The organism is Natronorubrum sediminis, assembly GCF_900108095.1.
Classification (GTDB): Archaea; Halobacteriota; Halobacteria; order Halobacteriales; family Natrialbaceae; genus Natronorubrum; species Natronorubrum sediminis.
In genome coordinates, this window is record NZ_FNWL01000002.1 from 263522 (window position 1) to 287685 (window position 24164).

Sequence of the window (24164 nt, forward strand, 5' to 3'; positions counted from 1 at the left end):
CCTATGGTCGAAACGCGAATCACCGACGGCCGCCGGATCGCCGAACTGCTCGCGTCCGAACTCGACGGCCGCGAAGACGGCACGCTCGAGTCGACTCGCGTCATCAACGCCGACGGGGACGTCGAGCCGACAGCCGACGGCGCGCGAGCCTACGATGTGACGGTCTCAGACGAGCGAATCGCGCGGGTGTTCATCCACGAGGACCGCGCACGACTCGAGTTCGAGGCCGGGCAGGATGTTGCCGCCGAGACGGCCACAGACCTCGAGTTGCGCGTCCGACCGAAGGCAACGGAGCCGCCGCGAACGCTCGTCTTTCTCGAGAGCGGCGCGGCGACGAAGCGGGGGACGGACGTCGTCCAGGCCGTTACTCGCTCGCTGTCTGAGTGAGGGTTGCCCTCCCTCTCACAGATATGTTGATCTCTTGACGCAGTGCCAAAACGCCAGACTCCGTCCGGAGTGCTGAACGAGTGTAAACCGCCTTTCACCGCTTGAAACAGTTCTATCACTTTCAATTTATATTACTGGTCAAATAGTTACCTTATAGAGATACCAGAGAGTCGATATGTCGGATTGGAATCGAAGATCCGTGATGGCGATGGGGGCAGCGCTTACTACTGGTGGACTGATCACCTCGACAGGGGTTACCGGGGCCGAAAGCGACGAAACGACGGACGGACTCGAGGAACCAGACGGCTGGTCGTCTCACCGCGGCGGCGCGGGCAACACCGGGTACCTGCCAATCGACGGCGAGTTCGAGAAGCCGGACACCGTCGCCTGGGAGTACGAAGAGGACGGGCCACTCGCCGTCGTCGACGGGACAGTGTACCTGAACACGGGCGAGGAGATCCACGCGCTCGACGACGAGGACGGCTCCGTCGAGTGGACGGCCGATGTCGAGGGCACGGATACGATGACGACGCCCGCGGTCGCTGGCGAGGGCGTCTACGTCGGTGGCGATCAGCTAACGGCACTCAATGTCGCCTCGGGCGAGGTCGAGTGGACGGTCGAACGAGGTGCGTCCTCACCGATCGTCGCCCACGGACTGGTCCTCGCGGTCGACGAGGGAACGCTCTACGCGCTCGAGCCCGGCAGCGGCGAGGTCGTCTGGGAGCGCGAGACAATCGAAATGGAGGACGAAGAGTCCGATCCACAAGAGCACACGGCGTCCGCGGTCGTGGCTTCGGACGACCTCGTCCACGCGAGGACCGCCGTCGAAAGTGACGAGGACGACGAGAATGGTCTCGCCGCTTTCGATCCCGAAACGGGAGAGACGGTGTGGACGTGGTTGCCGACGGTGGATTCGGATTCGCAGTTCCCGACCTTCGGCGGACTGATGGCGAACGACGGACGGATCTACGCCGTTCGCGACCCGAGCGGCGGCGGCACTGGCGGCCCGATCCTCGACGCGGAAACCGGAGAACAAACCGGCGCCGGTCGAACCGAACTCGAGGCCGCCGTCGGTGAGGCGGCGTGGATCAGCACGCTCGACTATCGATTCACAGCCTACGACCGCTCGGGGGACGAACTGTGGCGCGTGGACGGCGGTACCATGCAATGGGATTCGGCGTCGATCGTCGGAGAGACCGTGGTCGCAATCAAGGCGGGACGCCCCCCATCGGAGGGGACAGAACTCGTCGGGTTCGACATCGAAACCGGCGACGAAGAGTGGGCGGTCGAGATGGATTTCGACAACCGAGATACGGGACGTCGTGCACCGACGCTCACCGAGGAGACGGTATACGTTCGATCCGAGTCAGACGATAGCTCTGACAACATGCTCGTTGCGCTTCGGCCGTCCGAGGAGGGTGACTCCGACGACGATGACGACGATGACGACGATTCAGGCGAAGACGGTTCTGACGACGATTCGGACGAGGGTGACTCTGACAAGGACGGCTCCGACGACGATGATTCCGAGACGGATGGCTCCGATGGTGATTCCGGAGAGGACGGTTCCGACGGCGATTCCGGGGAGGACGGATCAAGTGGGGACGGATCTGACGACGATCAGGACGACGACGATTCGGAAGAGACCGACTCCGACGAATCCGATGGGTCCGAAGACGGGACCGACGACGGAACCGACGACGGGACCGATGACGGGACCGATGACGACGGAACCGATGACCCGGACGGTTCCGACGACGAGCCCAGCGAGACAGATGACGGCGAGAGCGGCGACACGGACGACGCTTCGGACGAGGACGGAGACGACGATAGTGTCCCCGGATTCACCGCCGGTGCCGGTATCGTCGGCAGCGCCCTCGGCCTCGAGTGGCTGCGTCGCCAGGCTAACGCGGACGAGCCGGCCGAGTAACGTAACACATCCCCTCGAGACGGAGCGAGAGTCTCGGATCGAACCCGAACCGCACTCGATCTACACGTACCCCAGCGCGCTGAGTCGATCCTCGACCACGTCGTCGTCGGCGTCCGTCTCGTCGACCGATTCGACTGGCGGTTCGGCGACGGTTTTTCGTCGCTCGGTGTGCTCGGCCTCGAGCCACGGGACGGCGAGTAACTGGTCCATGTGAAGCCCGCGCGGGTGACCGTAGAGGCGAATCGGAATCGGGAAGCCGCGCTCGCCGATCAGATTGCCGTGATCCGCCGTGACGACGCTTTTGCCGTCGAGTTCCTCGATGAGTGTTTCGACGTGTGGTAAGGTGAGATCGAGGTTTTCGCGGTAGGCCGCGACCACCGTCTCGATGTCGATATCCTGTTCGTGGACGAGTCCGAACCAGGGGTTCGGCGCGCTCGAACGCTCCTCGTCCTCGAGGTGGTGTTCGAGTCCCATGTGCGAGAAGCGCTGGCCGGTCGGGCCGATGAACGGGAAGTGTGGCTGCATGAAGTGGACGATCAGTCGCTTGTCCGGGTAGCGTTCGTGGGCGGCGATGGCCTCCTCGACGACCGTTTCCGGGCGGACCGTTCGGGTCTCCTCGTCCCAGCCTCGCTCGAGCAAGTCGACGACCGCGTGGAAGACGTCGTCCTCGAGTTCGTAGACGTGTGGATTGGCCGTGACGTAGACGGTATCGTGGAGCGATCGGCCCTCGAAGTTCGTCTCCATGAACTCCCAGCTATCGCTGCCCAGTGACCGTTTTCGAGACAGTTCGCCCTCGAGGTCTGACTGGGCGGCGAACATATCGTAGCGACAGCCGTCGAGAATGAGGAGATTGTCCCAGTCGGCGGCGATCATGTCGATACCGTCCGTTCGTCCGGCGCGGGCCGACTGGAGTCGACTCGCTCGAGCGTTCACCCTCAAACCGAGCGTGAACGCTTCCTTTTTGAGGAGTCGCGGATTTCGGGCGACTTTCTCGACGTTCTCGAGCGAGTAGCGATCGGGGAGGAGCGAGCCAACGGCCATAGGTGTCGCGAACCGCCAGATCCGCTTTGTTAGTCAGGGAGAAACGATCGGTACGACGCCGTTACTCGAGTGACGACGACGCTGTTACTCCAGTGGCGACGGCCCGCGAATCGGCCCGTCGCTCAGACGTAGCCGAGTTTCTCGAGTCTGTCCTGAACGCCTTCGTCGACGCCGTCGGTCGTGCTGTCGGCCGCCTCGGCGAGCGCCTCCCGTTTGTACGCGTAGGCATCCGCGTCAAAGCGCTCTGTCGCCCACTCTGGTACGGTCGCATCGTCGTCGACGCGTCGCTGCCAGCCCGGCCGATCTCGGTCGAGTTCGTACTCCTCGCGGCCGCCCTGGGAGTCCCAGACGTATTTCATCGTGCCGTCGTAGGCCGCCCGCATCAGCCGGTCCCAGTGCTCCGTGCGGTCCGGCGGTTCGGGTCCGGCGCTCATACCGATGTGTTCAGCGACGACGCGCTCGCTCGTCGGGTCGACGACCTCGTCTCGAGCCATGGTCGCGAGCAGCGAGCGAAGCTCGAGGTGGGAGACGTAGCGGTCTTCGGTCTCCGGGTAGCCCTCGGGCGGGTTGCTGACGAGCAGCGGGACGTGTACCAGCCCCTCCGAGAGGCTGCTCTTGTGTCGGACGAGGCCGTCTTCGAAGTCGTAGCCCTGGTTCTCGCCGTGGTCGGCCGTCACGACGACCGTCGTCTCGCGACTCGTCTCCGCGTGAATCCACTCGAGGAACGCGTCGATCGTTCGGTCGAGGTACTCGATGGACGCCCCGTAGAGCTCCCGGCGCGTCTCGAGGAACTCGCGGTGGTCGTCTGCCGATTCCATTAGCTCCCAGACGGTGTGCTCGGCGGTCGTGAACGTATTCGATGCCGAGTGAAGCGATCGGTCGAAGCCGCGGATATGGCGAAGCGGCGTGTGGGCCTCCATGAACGAGCCGAACAGGAAGAAGGGCTCCTCGGTGTCGTCGATCAGTGACCGCGAGGTTCGGGTCACGGCGCTCGCCCCGTCGTCGAACAGCTTCGGAATCGGAGCGGTCTCGGAGACGGTGTCGAGGAACCCGACGGCTCCGTTCGCCAGGCTGGCACCTGGATGGTCGTGCGTCAGTGACCGTCGGAGATACTCGAGGTACGCACCCGAACCCGTCCGTTCGGTGTCGCTGCGGACGGCGACGGGGTCCAGTCCGTTGGGGTATCGATAGGCTTCCGTGATATCGACGAACTCGTCGAAGAAGGCGTCGAAGCCGTAGGCCGACCCGGCGAAGACGTTCGTGCTGACGCCCAGCGCGCGGTGTGACTCGAGGTCGCCGAGGAGGGTCTCCTCGCGGTCGATCCCGGTCACGTGCGTATCGTGCGTGTGAACGCCGTGTTCGTGTGGGAGTTGCCCCGTCATCATGCTCGCGTAGCTGGGGGCGCTCCAGGAACTCGCGGCTCGGCACTGCTTGAACGTCAGATCGGCTCGGTTGGAGAGGCGGGCGGCACAGTCGTCGAACGTGTCCTTCCGAACGGAGTCGAGACAGAGAAACACGACATTTCGCATGCCCGGTCTGTTCACGAACGCACTCATTGTTACGGACCTGTTACTCACGAACTGGTCGGTGATTCGATGGCACTCTCGGAGCCTTCCGGGGTTGTTAGCCTCTCCTACGCCGAAACTTCGGTAACGAGGTTATGACAGTCACAGTGGGTAACCGTCCGGCGCTCACTCGACGCGCTCTCGACAGTTCCTCACTCACCACCGAGTAACCGGTCCACTACTATAGGCGTCGTTCGGGAATCGAGCCAACGATGACGGAAGACTCCTCTCGTGGACTCTCGGATCTCCGATCGGTCGCCGACGGTGCCTCGCTATACTACCTTGGAACCATCGTCGTCAACATCGTCGGCTTCCTGTTGAACCTCCTGTTAACTCGGGTGCTTGGGGCGAGCGTCTACGGTATCTACGCGTACGGGACGATGATTCTCGCCGCGGTGTTGCCCTTCGCGAACCTCGGGTCGGACATCTCGATCACCCGCTATCTCTCCGCGAACAAGGACGACACGGCCTACCAGCAGCGAATGCTCGGGCTAGCCTACCTGACGACGCTCGCGATCAGCGGCGTCGTCGCGGGCATACTCTTCGTCGCCGCCCCGACGATCAACGCCTACACGCTCGAGGAGTCGCTGTTCACGACGGCGATGCAGGCGTTCGCGATCGCACTACCGTTTCAGGCCCTCACACAGGTCGCCGCGAGCACGATGCGCGGCCTCGAGCGGCCACCCGAAAAGACGGTCATCATGGTCGTCGGACCGGCGCTGCAGTTGATCGCGATCGCCGCCGCGATCGTCGTCGGCTACTCGCTGCTGGGCGTCGCTGCGGCGTTCTCCGTCGCGGCGATCATGGCCGCACTGTTCGCGATTTCGTACTCGCTGGTTCGTGCCGACCTCCGGCCCGCCGCGGGCTACTCGAAGGATGAGGTCAAGGAGTTCTACAACTTTTCCGCGCCGCTGACGCTCTCCCAGGCCGCTTCGTTTCTGTTCAAACGCGTCGACGTGTTCATGGTCGGGATCTTCCTCGCCTCGGCCGACGTCGGTATCTACAACATCGCCGTGCTCCTGGCTGGCGTCATCGCGATGCCCCTCGCCGGATTCAACCAGTTCTTCCCGCCCGTCGCCTCCCGACTCTACTCGAACGAGGAGTACGACACCCTCGAGTCGATTTACGCCACCGTGACTCGCTGGTCCATCACAGCCTCCGTCATCGTCGCACTACCGCTTTTCATCTACCGAGCCGAAGTCCTCGCAATTTTCGGCCCGGAGTTCGTCGCCGGAACGGCCGTTATCGCGCTGTTCGTCGCTGCACAACTGTTCAACGCCGCCGCCGGACCCGCAAACGACATTCTCATGATGACAGATCACCAGTACGTCGTGATGGGCAACCACTTCGTCTTCGGTCTCGCCAACGTCGGACTCAACTACGTCTTCATCCTCGAGTTCGGGCTCATCGGCGCGGCGATGGCGACGGCCGGCACGCTGGCCTCGTTGAACGCCCTCCGGGTGCTTCAGGTGTGGTATCTCGAGGGACTGTTCGCCTACTCCCTCGAGATCTGGAAACCGATCGTCGCCGCCGCCGTCGCCAGCGTCATCATGTACAGCCTCCACCTCTCGTTTGATGGGCTCATCCTCGCAATCGTCGGCGGCGCGCTCGGCGTCGGCGCGTTCCTCGCGACGCTGTACATGCTCGGAATCGACGAGGAAGACCGACGAATCGCCGACGAATACCTCGGCATGGTTCCGGACCGATAACGAGCGCCCGCACCCGATGCCGGTAGTGTTATTCGGGCAGTCAGGTCAGATGCTGTATGGAGACAGACTTCTCGCTGGACGGACGAACACTTGCGGGCGTCGCAAACGACGACGACGCCGGAGAAGTTGGGGCAGACACGGTCTTTCACTTCGAACAGACCGGTGACCGACTATACGCCAATTACTCCGGCGGAAATATCGTCGATGGGCATTTAGTTGGAACGTTCGACGGAGAACAGTGGGACATTCGGTACACGCAACTACACACGGACGGCGAAACCGCAACTGGTCACTCCGTCGGCGACGTCGAACTGCTCGAGGACGGCCGTGTGAGAGTCGAGGATGAGTGGGAATGGGAATCGAAAACCGGCAAAGGCGAGTCGGTTCACGAAGAAATCGACCAGTAACTTCCGCCAGCAGACCCCGTTCGGATCGGTGAGTACGCAGACAAAACCCTTTGATTTCTACCGTCGCGACAATTCGACCGCGGACGGCGAGCGGTGGAGACGGACAGGTCGGTCGCTCGAGATACGAACTCACCGATTCGACGCGTCGCTCGGTACCCCGACGCGGCGCTCGAGCGAGGCAACGATCTCGGGAAGCGAGTCGGCGATTGCGGATTGCTCGACGGCCGCATCAGCGCGCGGGTCCTTGCCGGGGCCGTCCTCGAGGAGGACTTGCACGACCGACAATCCGGCGTTCGTCCCGCCAGCGACGTCGGCTTCGACGTCGTCGCCGACGTAGAGCGCTTCTGCCGGGTCGACGTCGAGTTCGGTCGTGATCGCCTCGAACGCGCGCGGGTCGGGCTTGCCGGCCTCGAGTTCGCCCGTCACGAGGGCCGCGTCAAAGGCGTCCTCCCAGCCGAGCGTCTCGAGTTTATCGCGCTGGGCGCGGACCGGGCCGTTCGTAAGGAGACCGACACGGTACTCCGCAGCGAGGTCCTCGAGCATGGCCTCGACGCCCGGCAGGGCCTCGAGGGACTCGGCGATCGTTTCTCGATACGTCTTCGCGAGGGTCTCAGGGTCGGCGTCCGTCTCTCGACCCTCGAGCAAGTCGGCAAAAATTGGCTCGCGCGTCTCGCGGGTGAGGTTCTCGCTGTGGGCCTCGAGGTACGCCTCGCGGCTCAATTCCGGTGCGTCGGCTTCTGCCGTCGCGTCCTGAAGGATCACCTCGCGAGTCCGTGATGGAACGGCGAGCGTGTAGTCGAGGTCGAAGACGACAGCCCGGAGCATGGTAGTCACGGGGAACTCCAGCAGGTTGAACGTATCCCTTCCGGGCCGAGCAGCACGCACGTCATCACCTACGCGAGCAGTGAATCTCCTCGTCCGAGCCGTGTTAGAAGCCCGTTCGCCGTCCAGCGAAAATTCGTGACGGCGTCGACCGTCTCTCCAGACGGTTTCGGCCCACGTAATCTCGAGGTTCCGCTAGACTCGAGGCTCTGATAGATGGTATCGACATCGTTAATTCCGTCTATCCGAATCGTCAGAACGAAATGGTACTCGAGAGTGCACTCTCTGCCGATCTCGCCGTTATTCTCTTGAGTGCAACATTTGCCGGTTTTTTAGCCAAGCAGACGGGACAGCCGACGATCATCGCCTACATCCTCGCCGGAGTCGTCATCGGCCCGGCGGCGCTCGGGATCGTCGAGGTCAGCGAACTGACAGAGTTGCTGTCCGAACTCGGCCTCGCGTTCTTGTTGTTCTTGCTCGGGATCAAGATGCGAATCGAGGAGATTCGACACGTCCTCGCGCCGATCGTCAAAATCTCGATCCCGCAGATGATCGCCGTCTTTCTCGCCGGCGTCGGCGTTTCGATAGCGCTCGGGTTCGCCCCGCTCGAGGCGTTCCTCATCGGGCTCGCCGTGATGTACAGTTCCACCGCGGTCGTCATCAAAATGCTCACGGACAAGGACGAGGCGACTTCGCTTCACGGCAAGTTAGACGTCGGCGTGTTGCTCGTCCAGGACGTCGTCGTCGTCATTATTCTGGCCGTGCTGGCGGCCGGGCAACCGGAGAGTGTCGCTGAGGTCGCAACGACACTGGCGGTCGTGCTCGTTCTCGTCGCGCTGGTCACGGTCGCGGCGCTCGTTTCCTCCTGGACCGTCCTGCCGGCCGTTTTTCGGCGAATCGCCGACAACAAGGACGTGTTCTTCCTGATCGCCATTTCGTGGGCGTTCCTGTTCGTCTTCGTCTCCGACAACATCAACCTCTTTCTGGAGCCCCTGGGCATCGAGGCGTACCTCTCGATCGAGATGGGCGCGTTCATGGCCGGAGTCGCCATCGCCCAGCTTCCCTACAGCAAGCAGTTACAAGACCGCGTCAACCCGCTGACCGACCTGTTCGTCATGGTGTTTTTCGTCTCGGTTGCACTCGACCTCGAGGCCAGTCAACTCTTTGCGTACACGCAGGAGGCGATTATCGCGGCGCTGATCCTGATGCCGGTGAAGTTCCTCATCTTCTTCTATCTAATCGATTGGCAGGGATTCGGCTCCGAAACGACGTTTCTCGGGAGTCTCACCATGATTCAGGTCAGCGAGTTCGGCATCATCGTGACCGCCGTCGCATTCGAGGGCGGATTCGTCGACGCCGAGATTCTCGGGTTCATGACGCTCCTCGCCATCTTCACGATGGCCGTCTCGGTGTACTTTATCGAGTACAGCCACGCCCTGTACGAGCGGTTCGAACCGACCATCTCTCGGGTGACGAGCGACGGCGACTTCGGGGGCGGGAAGCAGGACTATCACGATCACGCGGTCGTCATCGGCTACGACGACGTGACGCGAAACGTTCTCCCCCTGCTGGCAGACCGCTACGAGGACGTGGTCGTCGTCGACCGGACTGTCGAGCACATCGGTACCCTCGAAGAGGAGGGATACGACACAGTGTATGGCGACTTCCGTAACGCGACGATCCGGAAGGACGTGGCCGTGAAGAAGGCTGACTTCGCTCTCTCCTCCTCGGTCGAACCCGCTGTAAACAAGGCGTTGCTCCGCGAAACCGGCGACGACACGACCGTTTTCGCCGGTGCGGACCGGATCGAGCACGCACGCGATCTCTACGACAGAGGTGCACACTGTGTCATCATGACTCCCTACCTCGCAGGCGATCGACTCGCCGACTACCTCCGGGCGTATCTCGAGGAAGACGAGCGATTAGACGAGGAGATCGACGACGACGTCGAACTGCTCGAGAGTACCGAGCCGTTCCCGGACACGTACGAGCGACTCGGAGGTGGTCTCGATGAGTGACCTGCTCACCGCGGTCTCGATCATGTTCATCGTGGCGGGGCCGTTCTTGTTGGTCGCCAATCGCTACGACCTGCCGACTGTCCCGCTGTTGGTGCTCGCGGGGATCGTCACCGGCTTCGGATTTGACGCCTTCGGGATCGACGAAGCGCTCACGCTCGAACTCGCACAGTACGGAATCGCGCTACTCGTGTTTTCGTTCGGCGTCGAGATCGATATCTCCGCAGTGCGGACGGTGATCGTCGACAGCGAACTCGCCGCGCTCGCACAAATCCTCGTCGTCGGCTCGCTCGGGGTCGGGTTCGGGGTCGTCCTCGGCGTCCCGCCCGAAGAGGCACTCTTCCTCGGTGTGGCCGCGGCGCTCTCGTCGACGCTCGTCGGGACCGCACTGTTACAGACGGAGATCGAGATGAATCTGGTTCGCGGCCGATTGGCCAGATCGATCCACTTCTCACAGGACCTGCTGGCAATCTTGTTCGTCCTCGGATTGAGCGCCGGGACGCTGGCCGTCGGTCCGATCGCGACGCTCGTCGGGTATGGCCTCGCGTTGCTCGTCGCTGCCGTCCTCGTCAATCGGTATCTGTTCGACGTTGTCGGCCGACTGGCCGGCGACTCGGACGAACTCATGATCCTCGGCGTCGTCTCGCTGCTCGCGGTGTTCGTCGGCGCGGCGGAGTTCGCTGGCATCTCGCTCGCTGTCGGTGCGTTCGCCGCCGGACTCGCGGTCCGACACGACCCCGTCGAGCACCTCGGCCTGTTCAACGGCCTCGAGTCGATCAAGGACTTCTTCGTCGCGATTTTCTTCGTGACGATCGGTGCGCTCGTCGTCCTCCCGTTTGTCGAACTCGGCTGGAACGAGTCCGTCGAGAAGCTGGTCCTCGTGGCCGGACTCGTCTTCCTGACGGCAGTGGTCAAGCCGGCGATCACCACGATCATTCTGCTCCGCCGAGGGTACGAAGCTCGCTCTGCGACGCTGGCAAGTCTCAGCAGCGATCAGGTTAGCGAGTTCGCGCTCATCATTGCGATCGAAGCGCTGTTGCTCGGGCTGGTGACCGAATCGGTGTTCGACGCGATCATCCTCGCGGCCGCGGTGACGATGGTGACCTCGAGTCTCACACAACGCTACGACGAGCAGGTCTATCGGACCCTCGCTGACCGGGACCTGATAACCGGACGACACGGTAAAATCGACGAGTGGAGCGACGTCTCCGCTCACCTCTTCGATCACGTCGTCATCGTCGGCTACGGCCGACACGGCCGAAAGCTGGCCGAAACCTGTGAAGCCCTCGAGCAACCGTACGTCGTCGTCGAGAACGATCCGCTCCGCAGAGAACTCGTTACCGAGGAGTGCGACGCATTCGTCTTCGGCGACGCGATGGAACGCTACACGTGGGAGAAAGCGAACGTAAAGGACGCGAAACTCGTCGTCTCGACGGTCGACTCCGAGCCAGTTTCCAGGCGCGTTCTGTCGTTCGGATCCCAGAGCGACGTCATCTTGCAAGCGAGTGATCAGCCGACGGCGTTCGACTTACTCGAGGACGGCGCGTTGTACGTTAGCGTTCCGAATCTACTCGCCGGGAAGCAACTGACCCACCAGATACGCGCCCTGTTAGACGACGACGTGTCACCCGCAGAACTCCGCTCGGAACAGCTCGAAGAGCTAGAGAACCAACCCGACGTTCCGCACCACCACTTGTGACGCTGGGCTCGGGTGGCGTCTCGGACCGCCTCGAGACGCGAGGCACCGACAACACCGGCGCGTTCACAATCGCCGGGTGAGGCTCTCCTCGCGGCGATCCGGTGAATCGGCCCTCACAGCCGCTCGTTTCTCGTGGCGAATCCGTATCGCTCGAGCGTGTCGAGCGTCTCGAGGTGATCGTCTCGTAACGTCACCTCGTCACCGCCCTCGCTGATCGCCGTTTCGACGGTCTCGATCAGTCGATCCGAGGCCATCACGTTCGGCACGCTGACGTACGTCGCTCCCTGCTCGAGGAACTCCGCTGCGGCTGCAGACGTTTCGGTGCGAACGATGACGTCGGCGTCGGTTTCGACCTCGAGGACGGCCTCGCTGACGGGACGATGATCGACTGTCGAGACGATGAGGTCGGCGTCCGTTACCGCTGCCTTCGTCCACGGATACGTCGAGATCACGTCACCGAAGACGTAATTTTGACACTCCGTCCGGATGTCGTCCCAGACCGCGGGATCGTTGTCGACGACGACGTACTCGCGCTCGAGTCGTTCACAGGTTTCGACGAGGCGACGGCCCTGTCGGCCGTAGCCGACGATAATCACGTGATCGTCGATGTCTTCAGAAACGTGACTCCGCTCGTCAATTTTGTTCGTCTGTCGGCTGGCGACGACTCGTTCGACGATCTCGTGATAAACCGGCTCTTCGTACCGTCTGGCGACTGACGTCAGAATCATCGTGAGGGCTGCCGCCAGGATGATCGCCTCGAACAACGTCTGCGAGATGGTCTCGAACAAGTACGCCTGAATCGCGATGACGAGCGACAGTTCGCTGACCTGATTGAGACTCGCACTCGAGAGGAACGCGGTTCTGGCGTCGTAGCCCTCGTAGACGAACGAGAGCATGAGGACGAGCGGATTGACGAAGAGGACGAGCGTGACGAGAGCGAGGGCGACGGGGAAGACGGTGAGACTCGAGATCGAGACCAACGCGCCGAGCGTGACGAAGAAAATGGCGACGAAGAAATCTCGGATCGACGCGATGCCGTTTTGGACGCCGAGTGACGAGACTTCGTCGCTTCGAATCGCGATTCCGGCGGCGAACGCGCCCACGACGATCGAGACGCCGGCGTATTCGGCTCCCGCGAGGAACGCGATGAGGATCGAAATACTCGCCATCATCAACAGTTCGTCCGAGTCGCCGGCGAGTCGAGCGACGAGCGGGAACCCGTGTCGGTAGACGAGCAACGCGCCGAGGAGGAGGATCACGCCGTAGCCGATCTGGGAAGTAACTTGCGTCGAGGTGTATTGATCCGCGGTCAAGACGAGAATCAGTCCGATCGCGAGGAGGTCGTCGAAGAAGTGCACCGACGAGGCGAGCCTACCGTGAACGAGATTGCTCCGGATCTCGCGCTCGAGTTCGCGCGCGCCGACGATGGTCGAACTCAGCGTCGCCGCGATGGCGAAGTAGACGGCGTTCTCGATGCTAAAGCCAAACAGAAGGTACGCGACGCCGATTGCGATCGGACCGACGACCAACAGTTGGGTAAACGCGGCCGTTTCGGCGTCTCTGAGGACCGATTTGATGCTCGAGAAATCGGTTCGGAAGCCGAAGGTGAACACGAGGAAGGCGATCCCCCACTGCGCGAGTTCGAGCAACTGCGTCTCCTCGATCGCGAGGCCGGCGACCACCCCCGCGAGGAGGTAGAACGGGATCGGCGAGAGCGATAGCTGATTGGCGATCAGCAGGAAGATCCCTGCGGTCACGAAGACGATCGCGAGCGTCGTGATCAGTTCAGTCATCGTCGTCACCTCTGGCTCCGGTCGGTCGCTCCTCGGGTCTGCGTCCTCGGTCGTCCCCGCGTTCGCGGATCTGCTCGATATCCCGTTCGATCGATTCGTAGAACGCCTCGCGGTCGGTGACGTAGCGCTCGAGGTACTCGCCGAGTTTCTCGGCAGTCAGTTGTGTACTCATGATGACGTAATCCGCACCGCGGTCGTAGAGGTCGCGGGCGTCGTCGATTCGCTCGGCCTCGACGAAGGTGATCGCATCCTCGTCGACTTCCTCGAGCAGCGCGCGGTTGACGTCCGGTTGGACGGTCGAACTCAGGACGAACGACGCGTTCTTCAGGTTCGCCGCCTTGCGGATCTCGCCGTGGCGGAAGTCGCCGTAGATGTACTCGTAGCGACCCTCGTCTTCGAGCGCTTCGATGTGGTCCGTCTGTCGGTCGATGATGACCACCTCGCCGTACTCGTCCTCGAGGATGGGCAAGACGCGTTCCGTGATCTCGTCGTACCCGATCGCGATTGCGTGGTCGTCGTACTCCTCGAGGTCGACGTCGCCTTTGCCTTCGGACTCGAAGCGGCTGAACCACGGTTGGGCGTGGCCGTAGATGGTGTGATTGTAGTTGATGATGTACGTCGAGACGCTCATCGTCAGTAGTGCCATCAGGCTGAGATAGCCGAGCACGTCAGTGCCGATGTATCCCTGTTGGACCGCGAGCGCGCCGACCACCAGCGAGAACTCGCTGACCTGCACCATGTTGATCGCCCCGAGGAACGACGTTTCGACGCTGAAGTCCTCCCGGTCGATCAGGTAGAACATGATCCAGAAGTTGCCGACCATCAACACGACCGACGCGACGATCGCCTCGAGCCAGTAGGCGAGTAAGTCGTCGGCGGCCAGTTGCAAGCCGATACTGACGAAGAAAATCAAGATGAAGAAGTCCGTAATCGGCGTGATTCGATCCTCGAGTTCCTTGCTGTAGGGCAACTGGGCGACGCTGATGCCCGCGAGGAAGGCACCGACCTCGAGCGAGAGGTCGAAGTACTCCGAGATGGCGATGAAGAAGAACGCCCAGGCGATGGCGACAACGAGGAAAACGTCCTTATTGTCCGCAATCCGCCTGAAGAGACCGGGGAGTAAGTACCGCGAGGAGGCGATGGAGAAGAGACCGATGAAGGTCATCATGACGGCGATGACGCCGAGTGTCGTCGCGATTTCACTCGCACTACTGAGTTCGTCAGCGCCGAGCAACGCGAGGACGACGACGAGGTAGATGTCCTGGACGATGAGGACGCCGACGTCGATCTTGCCGGGCAGAGAGGTAATTTCGTTCTTGTCGGTGAGAATTTTGACGATGATCGGCGTCGCCCCGAAGACGGTCGCGAGCGCGATGATGACGATCTCGGTTGGGTCGAAGCCGAGCGCCCACGCGACGGCGAGCGCGAGCGCCGTCTGAAGGATCGTCTGCCAGACGGCGATGTTGACGATCGGGCGGAGGATCTCTCGGATATCGTCGAAGCGCATCTTCATCCCGAGTAAGAACAGCAAAAATCCGAGGCCGAGTTCGGCCATGCTCTCGACGAGTTCGCCCTCGGAGACGATGTCGAACATCACCGGGCCGAGAATCAGCCCCGTCAGAATGTAGGCGATGATCGTCGGCTGGCCCGTCTGGCGGGCGAGCAAGCCGACCGCTGTCGCAGCGACGATGATGATAGCAAAGTCGGCAGCGAGAGCAATTTCGCTCATCAGGAAGTCAGTTCATTGTACTCTTTTCCTGTCCTGCCTTTAGGCGTTGTCTTCTCAACTTTCACCGCCGCCGCTCGTCGATCCAACAGCCACTGCTGTCCCCTCGTCACTCCGCGTTCTCGAGTCCTTCGATCAGAAACTCGGCCGACGAAAGGTTCGTCGCCAGCGGGATGTTGTGAACGTCACAGATTCGCAACAACGCCGAGATATCGGGCTCGTGGGGCTGGGCGCGCAACGGATCGCGAAGAAAAATGATTCCGTCGAGTCGCCCGTCTGCGACCGCTGCACCGATCATCATGTCGCCCCCGTAGGGACCCGATTCCGTGCGTTCGACCTCGAGGTCGGTCTCCGCTACCAGTCGTTTGCCGGTCGTCCCGGTCGCGACCAGTTCGTAGTCGGACAACTGCTCCTCGTGGCTTCGGGCGAACTCGACGAGGTCCGGCTTTGGCTCGTCGTGGGCGATGAGCGCGACGCGGGTCATACTGGCTGGTCGACCCCTGCAGAAATAATGCTACGGTGTGGGACACGCCCGACGAACGGAACCCGAACCGCGCTAGTCGTCCGCGAGCACCGTTTCCCCAGCGCTCGCTGGCGAGATGTTGCTCGAGGCCGGTTTCGTCACGAGACAGTCCTCGAGGACGAGCACGTCCAGTCCCATGCCGTAGAAGTCCTTGAGCGCCTCGGTGGGCGTGTTGACGATGGGTTCGCCGTTGTCGTTGAACGACGTGTTGAGGAGGACGGGCACTCCCGTCACGTTCTCGAACTCCTCGAGCAGCCGATAGTAGCGCGGATTTTGCTCCTCGCGGACGGTCTGTGGCCGGGTCGTGTCGTCAGCGGGGTGGACGATCGCCTCGAGGTCGGCTCGTTTCTCCTGGCTCACGTCGAACGTGTCGATCATGAACGGACTCTCCGTCGCGTCCTCGAGGTAGGTTTCGGCTGCCGACTCGTGCATCGAGGGGGCAAACGGCCGCCACTCCTCTCGGTGTTTCACGAATCGGTTCACTCGATCGCGCGAGGCCTCCGTTCTGGGGTCTGCGAGAATGCTCCGATTGCCGAGTGCGCGCGGGCCCAACTCCGCCCGTCCCTGAAACCAGCCCACGAGTGCGCCGTCGGCGATCAGTTCCGCAACCCGTCGCTCCAGATCGTTCGGTTCGGAGTACGCGACTTTGTTCGTCTCGAGGAGTGTGCGGATCTCGTCGCTCTCGTACTCCGGGCCCCAGTAGGCGGTCGTCATCGGCTCGACGTCGGCCGGCCGCTGGTCGATCCAGCCGCCGCCGAGGGCCAGTCCCGCGTCGTGTGCAACCGGCTGGACGAACACGTCGTCGACCGCGGAGAGTTCTCTGACCGTCTTGTTCAACTTGCAGTTGAGGACGACGCCACCCGCCAGCCCCACGTTCGACGTGCCGAGGCGTCGGGCGTACGTCTCGACTAACTCCGCGACGGACTCCTCGAGGAGTTTCTGGGCGGTGTGTGCGAGGTCCTTCTCGAATTGGTCGAACTCGCCCGTCGGTTCGGAGGGTGGCCGACCGAGGAGTTCCTCGAGCGTGTCGACGCCGTGTTCGGTCCCCCACCGACCGGTGAGAGCCGTGACGTCGTAGTCGACTCCGGTGTCGATCGCCTCTCGAAGCCGTCGTTCGATCGCTGGATTGTCCTCGCCGTAGGGGGCGAGGCCCATCACTTTCCCCTCGCCGTTGTACATCCGATAGCCGAGGTAGTTCGTGACGGCGGCGTAGAACAGTCCCCAGCTATTGGGGTGTTCGTACGTCCGGACGCGTTCGAGTCCGTCGGGAGTCGCGTGCCAGATGACGGTCGACTCGTACTCGCCTTTTGCGTCGATGGTGACGACCAGCGCCTCCTCGAACGTCGATGGGTGGAACGCGGTCACGGCGTGACACTCGTGATGAGAGCGACACTCGATGGGCGGCACGGGGGTGTCGATCTGCTCGAGTCGGGATTCGACGATCCGCGTCGGCATGAACCGCGCCATGAACTGGTCTCTGGCGACGTTCTGGAGGTGTGATACCTTCCGGAGCGTGCTGTCGAGTTGCCTGGTGTTCTTCAGATAGTGGCCGAGGATGTTCGACCGAAGCGATGGATCGTACGGCAAGACGATCTTCTCGACGTCCGTGAGGGAGATTCCCTCGTACTCGAGGCAGGCGCGAATCGCCTTCTCCGGAAAGGTGTCGACCGCGTGCTTCTCTCGAGTGAGGCGCTCTTCTTCGATGGCGAAGACGAGTTCGCCGTCGTCGAACAACGCCGCACTCGGGTCGTGCTGTCCGTAGAGGTCGATCGCTGGTTTGAACGCGAGGTGGTAGCTCATGGGTTCGTCAAATCACTCGGTGTGGATTGCTGCCGGGTCGTCGAAGCGGACTGGCCATCGCCGTCTGCACGATTACTGAACATACCCGAGGTCCTCGAGTCGGCTTTCGACTCCCGAATCGACGGCGTCTGCCGCCTCCCCGTGGTACGCGGGATAGGACATCGGTTCGGATTCCTCGACGATCGGGAGCACGCGTCCGTCCATCCGATCACTGTAGGGAACGCCGAGGGCGGAGAGAATCGTCGGCGCGACGTCGAAGAGGTGTGCGTCCTCGACCGGCACCGAGGCGTCGATTCCCTCCCCGCTCGCGGCGAAGACACCCTCGAGTTTGTGGTTCCAGGGTTCCGTCGTCTCGTCGAAGTATCCCTCAGCGGGTTCCGCGGAGAGGAAGTGCTGGAAGTCGTTCGGAACCGTCACGATATCGACCGCGCGGTCGGTGTAGGGCCCCTCGAAGTACGCCTCTCGCGGTGCGACTTCCTGGAAAACCGGCTCGCCGTCGGGTGCCTCCGCCGACTCGAGTTCGCGGATGAGTGCCGCGCGGACGTCGTCGTACTCCTCTTGTGGGACTACTCCCTCGGGATCGCGACCCTCGACGTTCATCCGCACGCCTAGTTCGGTTCGCGCACGGACGTAGGCCTTCGAGTTCGGGAAGTCGACCTGTTCGTTTCCAGTTCGGACGACGCCATCCGGCGCGTGCTCCTTCGCGAATTCGGCGAGCCCGAGTCGCTCGAGGACCCGGCCGATTCGGTGGGTCGTCATGCCGAGGCTCGCTAACCCTGCGGCGAGGCGTTCGACGGTGCCCGGTTCCCACTCGTCGGCTTGTTCGCCCTCGCGAAGGTCGTCTCGCATGACGTTCCACGTCGGCATCCCCTTCCCGCCGAGGGTGGTCTCGACGTAGCCGGCGTTCTCGAGGAAGGTGTTGACGCGAAACTCCGGTTTCTCGTAGCGGCCAATGCCGTGATCGCTCGCGATGAACACCTGTCGTGGGTTACAGGACTCGAGGACCTCGCCGATCTGTTTGTCCGTCTCGGCGTAGACCTGTTTGACCTTCTCCCACTCGCCTTCGAACTCGTGGAAGACGGTGTCGGTCTTCTGGAACTGCAAAAAGCCGAAGTCCGGCTCGAAGCGATCGCTGAGATACTGGAACGCTTGCCCCCGCATCGAAACGAGCGAGCAGTACTCGTCCATCTTTTCAGCAGGCGACAGCGAGTCGTCGCCCCTCGAGTATTCGGGATAGACGCGATACTCGCCGATCTCCTCGCGAACGTCGTCGAGGATTCCCGTCGGGTGACACGGCGGATCTTCCGGGCCGATAAACCCGGGGATAATCGCGCCGTCGATATCGTCCGGCGGATGCGTTACCGGTACGTTGACGACGACACTCGAGCGATCGTGGTGGTCGAGCAGCGTCCAGAGTCGATGTGCGCGAACGTCGTCACCTTTCACGACGTGGAAGTCGTAGCCGTCGAAGCCAGTGAATCCGTAGACGCCGTGCTTCCCGGGATTGACGCCGGTGAACATGGAAGGCCAGGCGCTCGGCGTCCACGGCGGAATCTGTGACTCGAGTTCGCCACTCACGCCCGTCTCGAGAAGCGACTCGAGGTTCGGGATCACGTTTTCGTCCGCCAGCCGGTCGAATACCGAGAGGCAACCGGCGTCGATTCCGATGAGTAAGGCGTCCATCCGGTTTCGACCCGACTCCCCGTCCGTCTGGTCGGCCGCTGCATTCCGTGTCATTCGAATACGCGACTATGGCGCGGGAACGCTGATAAGTAATATTTGGACAAGTACCGCGTTCACGCTGACAGCGCTAGCACCGCCAGCATCGCCTGCTACTGTCCTCAGACCGCCCTCTCCGAGAATTTAGCAACAGTTTCACTGGTGAAACAGTCACCTAACAGCTCGGTAAAGCGCCTCTCTGTCCGGATTCTCGCCTTGGCTGATTCGGCCGGTCTACAGTGTCACAGGAGGGGAATTTTTTCGTCACAATGGCCCGCCCACCCCCGTGTCGAGTGGTATCACCCGTCTACAGATGCTCGAGTCGAGCACGAATGGAGCCGGAAGCGTTTTTCCCGCAGAGTCAGAGGATTCACTCGATGACGTCACTCAGCGCCCACCACGTCGGAGTTACCGTTCGCGATCTCGAGGAGATACTACCGTTTTATCGAGACGTCCTCGGTCTCTCCGTCGCCGACCGATTTCACGTCGGCGGAGAGGCGTTTTCCGACGCCGTCGGCGTTGGGGACGCACACGGCGAGTTCGTCCACCTCGAGGCCGACGGGATCCGTCTCGAACTCGTCGAGTACGATCCTGCCGCACGAGCGACACCCGCAGGCGGACTCAACCAGCCCGGTGTGGTCCACGTCGGGCTCGACGTTCCAGACCTCGAAGTGTTCGCGAACGAGCTCCCCGACGACGTTGAGACGCTCAGCGAGCCACGGACGACGGAGAGTGGCACGTCGATTCTCTTCCTTCGGGACCCCGAGGGTAACCTGATCGAAATTCTCGAATCCTGAGAAAACGAGGGCGATACCAAGTGAGTGACACACATAGTGAACTGACCGTTCGCCGCTCTGGTGTCCTCGAGAAATCTGATCTACGACAGTGAACAGAGACGAGTTACAACTGTGGTGGTGTCGACTCGAGTTTCGACCGAACTTCTTCGACCGTCGTCTCACAGGACGAACAGTGGCTTTTCTCGGAGTCGATGTAGACCGTTTCACACGTTGAGCACTGAAAGAGGTTCCCCGGGGCATTGGGGTTCGGACTCGAGTGAGGGGTTGGCATTTTTCGGTCGACGGCATCGTTTGCTGGCGTCTCTTCGCTCGCGAAGAACGTGGAGCGAATACGGTTTCGAAGTTGACCGAGACGGGAGGTGGAGGTATCAGGTGTTCGTGTTGCCATACTGTTGTCCACGGGTATACTACCGAAGTACTTGATGTCTAAAATATTTGGAAGTACGACGATCCGAAGGTGATGACTATCAGATTCCTGTGAGGCAGCAGACACTTCGACGGCTGTCTGAAATGGCGCGTATACTGACTCCCAGCGGATCGACTCTACGGGATAGCAACCTTTTCGATTGCCCCCCACACACTCCCAGCCATGAACTTCTTCGATCGCTTGCACGACCGCATTCGGACGGTCGACAGCGTCGTCAGCGTCGGCCTCGATCCCGATCCATCGCGGATTCCCGACCACTTAGGGGAGTACGACCTGCCGCGGTGGGCGTTCAACCGACGGATTATCGACGCGACGCACGAACACGCCGCCGTCTACAAACCGAACGCTGCCTTCTACGAAGACCCCGACGGCTGGGCGGCCCTCGAGGAAACCATCGCGTACGCCCACGGGAAGGGTGTTCCCGTCCTCTTAGACGCTAAACGGGCCGATATCGGCAACACGACCCGCCAGTACGCCCAAATTCTCGAGCGCGTCGATGCGATTACAGTCAACCCCTACATGGGTCGAGACTCCCTTCAACCGTTTCTTGCCGACGAGGAAGCGGGTGTCTTCGTCCTCTGTCGCACGTCCAATCCCGGCGGGGCCGACCTCCAGGATCTCGAACTCGAGACCGGAGAGACGCTCTACGAGCGCGTCGCCGCACTAGCAGATCTCTGGAACGAACACGACAACGTCGGACTCGTCGTCGGCGCGACGAACGAAGACGAACTCGAGGACCTCCGCGAGCAAGTTCCGGACCTGCCGTTTCTCGTCCCCGGCGTGGGCGCACAGGGCGGAGACGCCGAAGCGGCGGTCGAGTACGGCCTTGCAAACGGTGTCGGGCTGGTCAACTCCTCGCGGGGGATCATCTTCGCCGGAGAGCACGACGGCGAGCGCTTCGCCAGTGCGAGTGGACAGGCCGCGAAGCGGTTGAAATCGCGATTGAATCAGTACCGGGACTGACGAGCAGCAACTATTCGGACTGACGCGCAGCTACTATCCGGACTGACGAGCATCCACAACCCGGCCGGCGATTCGCCCGTCGACGGCCCGCGGGAGGAGTTCGACCTCGACTGGCTGCGTCGGCGGTTCTTCCTCGAGTAACGCCATCCCCTCAACGACGGCGATATCGAGCGGACTCGAGTCGTTCGGGTGTGCAGCGACGAGCGTGCCGTCGTCTTCTTTCTCGAGGGTGACACGGACGCGCTCGCCAATCTCGAGCGTCTCACCGAGGTGGTCGCGAAACGTGGTCATCGGCGGTCAAAACCGGTTGATATCCACGTCGTCCGACTGGCGACTCGGGTTTGCTTGCGTCGCACACTGGACGCACAACTGGGCGTCTCGCTCGTAGTGATCGGTACACACGAGCGTCCCGCAGTTCGCACACTGGTGTTGGGCCGGTTTGGACTCACAGATCTGACAGAGACCGCTCACGCTCATAGAGATACTCGGCGCTCGAGTGACTTGAAACCGGTGTCGGAACCCTCAATTGCCGTTCACAGACCCGTTTTTCGTACCCCATCGATGCAACTCAGTCGTGTACAGTGTTTTCCACCGATACCCACGTCCGTGTACAGTGTTAGCAATGTACGGGAAGGCTTTTGCCATGTGGGCAGCTACCGGGCTACATGAGCCGTGACCGGGCTCTCCTCGAGCGAGCCCTGGACCGTGGTGAACAGGACGGTGGCAACGTCGAATTCAAGGAACGACTATCACGTGATGTCCACCTCGAGGGTGGACGCCGAGAGAGCCTGGCCGCACAACTGCGTCATCGACTCCTTTCTGGCGACGGCGAGGCGACGTACGCGGTCGGTGTCACCGACGACGGCGGGCTCGCCGGTATCGACCCCGACACGTTCTCCGAGACGATGGACGTGCTCTCGCTGCTGGCCGAGGAAGCCGACGCCCACATCGACGACGTACAAACGTGGGGAATCAACGGTGGTTCGGACGCGAACGACTCCGACGGGGACCGGTCGTCGACGGCGTCCGACCGCGGCCTCGTCGGTCTCGCGACGATTCAGGAGGGGAGCGTCCTCGAGACGGACGACGAGCACGTCGTCGTCGGGACGGCGGGCCACGTCGACCACGGCAAGAGTACGCTCGTCGGCTCGCTCGTGACCGGCAACGCCGACGACGGCAACGGTGCGACACGCTCGTTCCTCGACGTCCAGCCCCACGAGGTCGAACGAGGTCTCTCGGCCGACCTCTCTTATGCCGTCTACGGCTTCGACGACGATGGCCCGGTTCGAGTCCGTAATCCCAACCGGAAGGCAGACCGCGCGGCCGTCGTCGAAGAGGCTGAGCGACTCGTCTCGTTCGTCGACACCGTCGGCCACGAGCCGTGGCTCCGCACGACGATTCGCGGACTCGTCGGTCAGAAACTCGACTACGGGCTCCTCGTCGTCGCCGCAGACGACGGCCCAACGCGAACCACACGCGAACACCTGGGCGTCCTGCTCGCCACGGACCTCCCGACCATCGTCGCGATCACGAAAACGGACGCCGTCGACGACGAACGTGTCGAGGAGGTCGAACGCGAGGTCGAGCGACTCCTCCGGGACGTCGACAAATCGCCGCTTCGCGTCTCTCGCCACGGTGTCGACGCGGCCGTCGACGAAATCAGCGAACGCGTCGTCCCCATCGTCGAGACGAGCGCCATTACGATGGACGGCCTCGAGACGCTCGACGAACTGTTCGATCGCCTGCCGAAGACCTCACAGGATACGGGCGAGTTCCGAATGTACGTCGACCGAAGCTACTCCGTGACCGGCGTTGGAGCCGTCGCCTCCGGCACCGTCATGGCTGGCGAGGTTGAGGCCGGTGACGAACTCCTGCTCGGCCCGATGCCCGACGGCCGGTTTCAGGAGGTCGAAGTTCGCTCGATCGAGATGCACTACCATCGCGTCGATACGGCTCGAGCCGGTCGTATCGTCGGAATCGCTCTGAAAGGAGTCAAAGAGAGCGCCATCGAACGCGGGATGGCCCTTCTCCCGCGGGAAGCAGATCCAACCCCCGTGCGAGAGTTCGACGCGGAAGTGATGGTGCTCAACCACCCGACCCGGATCGGGGACGGCTACGAACCCGTCGTCCACCTCGAGACCATCGGCGAAGCCGCCGCGTTCCACCCCGAAGACGGACGGCTCCTCCCGGGCGATACTGGCGAAACCACCGTCCGGTTCAAGTTCCGCCCGTATCTCGTCGAGGAGGGTCAGAAATTCGTCTTCCGCGAGGGCCGAAGCAAAGGCGTCGGAACGGTGACCGACGTTCACCCGGTACACTGATTGATCGGTTGACGTATTGATCGGTTCCGAGACCAACCGTATCGACTACTCGGCTCGCTCGCTCGAGATCGTTCCCACGCCGATCGTCGACTGTCCGGTGATCGTCCCGCCGAGCGTGACCGCATCCGGTTGCATGAACAACACCGTCTCGTCCGGCATCGAAACGTCGGTTCGAATCTGCCGATCGAGGAAATCCATCGACGCCGCGGCCGGTCCGGTCTCGACCAGTCCTCGCTCGAGTTCGCGACGCGTGTGAATACTCATGTAGAACTCACAGGATTGTCGGTCAGGAGCGTCCTCGAGCGCACTGAAAAGTTCTTTGCACGTCTCGACGACTCCCGTCCCCGTGGCTGTGGCGATCGCCGCGGACGGTGCGCTTGTCTCGTCGTCGACGCCATCGGCGCTGTCACGGATCGACGCGACGATATCCTGAAAGTTGATCGCGCGGTCGGTCATTGCAATTCACGTCGAACTACCCACTCAAAAATCGGCCGATCGAGTGACAATGCCTGCCCCCTGG

Annotated in this window: 21 protein-coding genes; 9 read left to right on the forward strand and 12 right to left on the reverse strand. The window is 62.2% G+C overall.

All coding sequences use genetic code 11. From position 1 onward, the window contains the following. Positions 1-3: 3 nt before the first annotated feature. Complete coding sequence (locus BLW62_RS08565) at positions 4-387, forward strand: DUF7993 family protein (protein ID WP_090506687.1); 384 nt, start codon at positions 4-6, stop codon at positions 385-387. 175 nt (positions 388-562) lie between these two features. Beyond that, positions 563-2317 carry a PQQ-like beta-propeller repeat protein gene (locus BLW62_RS08570; RefSeq protein WP_090506688.1) on the forward strand — a complete coding sequence of 585 codons (1755 nt, stop codon included), beginning with the start codon at positions 563-565 and terminating at the stop codon, positions 2315-2317. A 60-nt stretch (positions 2318-2377) separates the two neighbouring features. Here the strand turns inward: BLW62_RS08570 and BLW62_RS08575 are convergent, their stop codons facing one another. Further along, complete coding sequence (locus BLW62_RS08575) at positions 2378-3358, reverse strand: alkaline phosphatase family protein (RefSeq protein ID WP_090506689.1); 981 nt, start codon at positions 3356-3358, stop codon at positions 2378-2380. Positions 3359-3480: 122 nt separating this feature from the next. Beyond that, positions 3481-4914: a sulfatase-like hydrolase/transferase gene (locus BLW62_RS08580; RefSeq protein WP_245726698.1), complete on the reverse strand. Its 1434-nt coding sequence runs from the start codon at positions 4912-4914 to the stop codon at positions 3481-3483. 221 nt (positions 4915-5135) lie between these two features. Between BLW62_RS08580 and BLW62_RS08585 the strand changes: the two genes are divergently transcribed. Then, the gene (locus tag BLW62_RS08585) at positions 5136-6632 is read left to right on the forward strand and encodes a flippase (protein WP_090506690.1); all 1497 of its coding nucleotides are present in this window, start codon (positions 5136-5138) and stop codon (positions 6630-6632) included. Between the two features lie 56 nt (positions 6633-6688). Continuing rightward, the gene (locus BLW62_RS08590; protein ID WP_090506691.1) at positions 6689-7039 is read left to right on the forward strand and encodes an avidin-fold protein; all 351 of its coding nucleotides are present in this window, start codon (positions 6689-6691) and stop codon (positions 7037-7039) included. Positions 7040-7168: 129 nt separating this feature from the next. On the opposite strand, the gene BLW62_RS08595 is transcribed toward BLW62_RS08590, so the two are convergent. Beyond that, positions 7169-7864 (reverse strand): HAD family hydrolase, encoded by a 696-nt coding sequence (locus BLW62_RS08595; protein ID WP_090506692.1) that lies wholly within the window; start codon positions 7862-7864, stop codon positions 7169-7171. 260 nt (positions 7865-8124) lie between these two features. On the opposite strand from BLW62_RS08595, the gene BLW62_RS08600 reads away from it, so the two are divergent. Both BLW62_RS08600 and BLW62_RS08605 read left to right on the forward strand, forming a co-directional pair. Continuing rightward, positions 8125-9879, forward strand: a complete 1755-nt coding sequence (locus tag BLW62_RS08600; RefSeq protein ID WP_090506693.1) for a cation:proton antiporter — start codon at positions 8125-8127, stop codon at positions 9877-9879. Beyond that, the gene (locus BLW62_RS08605) at positions 9872-11575 is read left to right on the forward strand and encodes a cation:proton antiporter (RefSeq protein ID WP_090507547.1); all 1704 of its coding nucleotides are present in this window, start codon (positions 9872-9874) and stop codon (positions 11573-11575) included. Before BLW62_RS08600 ends, BLW62_RS08605 begins: the two co-directional genes overlap by 8 nt. A gap of 113 nt (positions 11576-11688) precedes the next feature. Here the strand turns inward: BLW62_RS08605 and BLW62_RS08610 are convergent, their stop codons facing one another. From BLW62_RS08610 to BLW62_RS08630, 5 genes are all read right to left on the reverse strand, one after another. Continuing rightward, the gene (locus tag BLW62_RS08610) at positions 11689-13368 is read right to left on the reverse strand and encodes a cation:proton antiporter (RefSeq protein WP_090506694.1); all 1680 of its coding nucleotides are present in this window, start codon (positions 13366-13368) and stop codon (positions 11689-11691) included. Then, the gene (locus tag BLW62_RS08615; protein WP_090506695.1) at positions 13361-15097 is read right to left on the reverse strand and encodes a cation:proton antiporter; all 1737 of its coding nucleotides are present in this window, start codon (positions 15095-15097) and stop codon (positions 13361-13363) included. The genes BLW62_RS08610 and BLW62_RS08615 overlap by 8 nt, the downstream gene beginning before the upstream one ends. A gap of 106 nt (positions 15098-15203) precedes the next feature. Continuing rightward, positions 15204-15578 carry a methylglyoxal synthase gene (locus BLW62_RS08620; protein WP_090506696.1) on the reverse strand — a complete coding sequence of 125 codons (375 nt, stop codon included), beginning with the start codon at positions 15576-15578 and terminating at the stop codon, positions 15204-15206. A 72-nt stretch (positions 15579-15650) separates the two neighbouring features. Next, the gene (locus BLW62_RS08625) at positions 15651-17417 is read right to left on the reverse strand and encodes a carbamoyltransferase family protein (protein ID WP_090506697.1); all 1767 of its coding nucleotides are present in this window, start codon (positions 17415-17417) and stop codon (positions 15651-15653) included. A gap of 72 nt (positions 17418-17489) precedes the next feature. Next, positions 17490-19154, reverse strand: a complete 1665-nt coding sequence (locus tag BLW62_RS08630; RefSeq protein WP_090506698.1) for an alkaline phosphatase family protein — start codon at positions 19152-19154, stop codon at positions 17490-17492. 359 nt (positions 19155-19513) lie between these two features. On the opposite strand from BLW62_RS08630, the gene BLW62_RS08635 reads away from it, so the two are divergent. Next, on the forward strand, positions 19514-19933 hold the full coding sequence (locus BLW62_RS08635) for a VOC family protein (RefSeq protein ID WP_090507548.1): 420 nt from the start codon (positions 19514-19516) through the stop codon (positions 19931-19933). A 103-nt stretch (positions 19934-20036) separates the two neighbouring features. On the opposite strand, the gene BLW62_RS18660 is transcribed toward BLW62_RS08635, so the two are convergent. Continuing rightward, positions 20037-20321 (reverse strand): hypothetical protein, encoded by a 285-nt coding sequence (locus BLW62_RS18660; protein WP_090506699.1) that lies wholly within the window; start codon positions 20319-20321, stop codon positions 20037-20039. A gap of 201 nt (positions 20322-20522) precedes the next feature. On the opposite strand from BLW62_RS18660, the gene pyrF reads away from it, so the two are divergent. After that, positions 20523-21323: an orotidine-5'-phosphate decarboxylase gene (pyrF, locus tag BLW62_RS08645; RefSeq protein WP_090506700.1), complete on the forward strand. Its 801-nt coding sequence runs from the start codon at positions 20523-20525 to the stop codon at positions 21321-21323. Positions 21324-21356: 33 nt separating this feature from the next. Here pyrF and BLW62_RS08650 read toward each other — a convergent pair whose 3' ends face one another. Both BLW62_RS08650 and BLW62_RS08655 read right to left on the reverse strand, forming a co-directional pair. Then, positions 21357-21614 carry a hypothetical protein gene (locus tag BLW62_RS08650; RefSeq protein WP_090506701.1) on the reverse strand — a complete coding sequence of 86 codons (258 nt, stop codon included), beginning with the start codon at positions 21612-21614 and terminating at the stop codon, positions 21357-21359. Positions 21615-21620: 6 nt separating this feature from the next. Continuing rightward, on the reverse strand, positions 21621-21800 hold the full coding sequence (locus BLW62_RS08655; RefSeq protein WP_090506702.1) for a hypothetical protein: 180 nt from the start codon (positions 21798-21800) through the stop codon (positions 21621-21623). A gap of 188 nt (positions 21801-21988) precedes the next feature. Here BLW62_RS08655 and BLW62_RS08660 point away from each other — a divergent pair, with 188 nt between their 5' ends. Beyond that, positions 21989-23644, forward strand: a complete 1656-nt coding sequence (locus tag BLW62_RS08660) for a GTPBP1 family GTP-binding protein (RefSeq protein ID WP_090506703.1) — start codon at positions 21989-21991, stop codon at positions 23642-23644. Positions 23645-23689: 45 nt separating this feature from the next. Here BLW62_RS08660 and BLW62_RS08665 read toward each other — a convergent pair whose 3' ends face one another. Next, positions 23690-24100, reverse strand: a complete 411-nt coding sequence (locus tag BLW62_RS08665; protein ID WP_090506704.1) for a hypothetical protein — start codon at positions 24098-24100, stop codon at positions 23690-23692. Between the last annotated feature and the right edge of the window lie 64 nt (positions 24101-24164).

What these genes read in the sequence shown, in the direction of transcription:
- BLW62_RS08615 (WP_090506695.1), bottom strand. Translation starts at nt 15,097, where the DNA reads ATGAGCGAAATTGCTCTCGCTGCCGACTTTGCTATCATCATCGTCGCT.
- BLW62_RS08630 (WP_090506698.1), bottom strand. Translation starts at nt 19,154, where the DNA reads ATGACACGGAATGCAGCGGCCGACCAGACGGACGGGGAGTCGGGTCGA.
- BLW62_RS08575 (WP_090506689.1), bottom strand. Translation starts at nt 3,358, where the DNA reads ATGGCCGTTGGCTCGCTCCTCCCCGATCGCTACTCGCTCGAGAACGTC.
- BLW62_RS08635 (WP_090507548.1), top strand. Translation starts at nt 19,514, where the DNA reads ATGACGTCACTCAGCGCCCACCACGTCGGAGTTACCGTTCGCGATCTC.
- BLW62_RS08620 (WP_090506696.1), bottom strand. Translation starts at nt 15,578, where the DNA reads ATGACCCGCGTCGCGCTCATCGCCCACGACGAGCCAAAGCCGGACCTC.
- BLW62_RS08665 (WP_090506704.1), bottom strand. Translation starts at nt 24,100, where the DNA reads ATGACCGACCGCGCGATCAACTTTCAGGATATCGTCGCGTCGATCCGT.
- BLW62_RS08660 (WP_090506703.1), top strand. Translation starts at nt 21,989, where the DNA reads ATGAGCCGTGACCGGGCTCTCCTCGAGCGAGCCCTGGACCGTGGTGAA.
- BLW62_RS08610 (WP_090506694.1), bottom strand. Translation starts at nt 13,368, where the DNA reads ATGACTGAACTGATCACGACGCTCGCGATCGTCTTCGTGACCGCAGGG.
- BLW62_RS08600 (WP_090506693.1), top strand. Translation starts at nt 8,125, where the DNA reads ATGGTACTCGAGAGTGCACTCTCTGCCGATCTCGCCGTTATTCTCTTG.
- BLW62_RS18660 (WP_090506699.1), bottom strand. Translation starts at nt 20,321, where the DNA reads ATGGCAACACGAACACCTGATACCTCCACCTCCCGTCTCGGTCAACTT.
- BLW62_RS08565 (WP_090506687.1), top strand. Translation starts at nt 4, where the DNA reads ATGGTCGAAACGCGAATCACCGACGGCCGCCGGATCGCCGAACTGCTC.
- BLW62_RS08590 (WP_090506691.1), top strand. Translation starts at nt 6,689, where the DNA reads ATGGAGACAGACTTCTCGCTGGACGGACGAACACTTGCGGGCGTCGCA.
- BLW62_RS08605 (WP_090507547.1), top strand. Translation starts at nt 9,872, where the DNA reads ATGAGTGACCTGCTCACCGCGGTCTCGATCATGTTCATCGTGGCGGGG.
- BLW62_RS08580 (WP_245726698.1), bottom strand. Translation starts at nt 4,914, where the DNA reads ATGAGTGCGTTCGTGAACAGACCGGGCATGCGAAATGTCGTGTTTCTC.
- BLW62_RS08595 (WP_090506692.1), bottom strand. Translation starts at nt 7,864, where the DNA reads ATGCTCCGGGCTGTCGTCTTCGACCTCGACTACACGCTCGCCGTTCCA.
- BLW62_RS08650 (WP_090506701.1), bottom strand. Translation starts at nt 21,614, where the DNA reads ATGACCACGTTTCGCGACCACCTCGGTGAGACGCTCGAGATTGGCGAG.
- BLW62_RS08655 (WP_090506702.1), bottom strand. Translation starts at nt 21,800, where the DNA reads ATGAGCGTGAGCGGTCTCTGTCAGATCTGTGAGTCCAAACCGGCCCAA.
- BLW62_RS08570 (WP_090506688.1), top strand. Translation starts at nt 563, where the DNA reads ATGTCGGATTGGAATCGAAGATCCGTGATGGCGATGGGGGCAGCGCTT.
- BLW62_RS08585 (WP_090506690.1), top strand. Translation starts at nt 5,136, where the DNA reads ATGACGGAAGACTCCTCTCGTGGACTCTCGGATCTCCGATCGGTCGCC.
- BLW62_RS08625 (WP_090506697.1), bottom strand. Translation starts at nt 17,417, where the DNA reads ATGAGCTACCACCTCGCGTTCAAACCAGCGATCGACCTCTACGGACAG.
- pyrF (WP_090506700.1), top strand. Translation starts at nt 20,523, where the DNA reads ATGAACTTCTTCGATCGCTTGCACGACCGCATTCGGACGGTCGACAGC.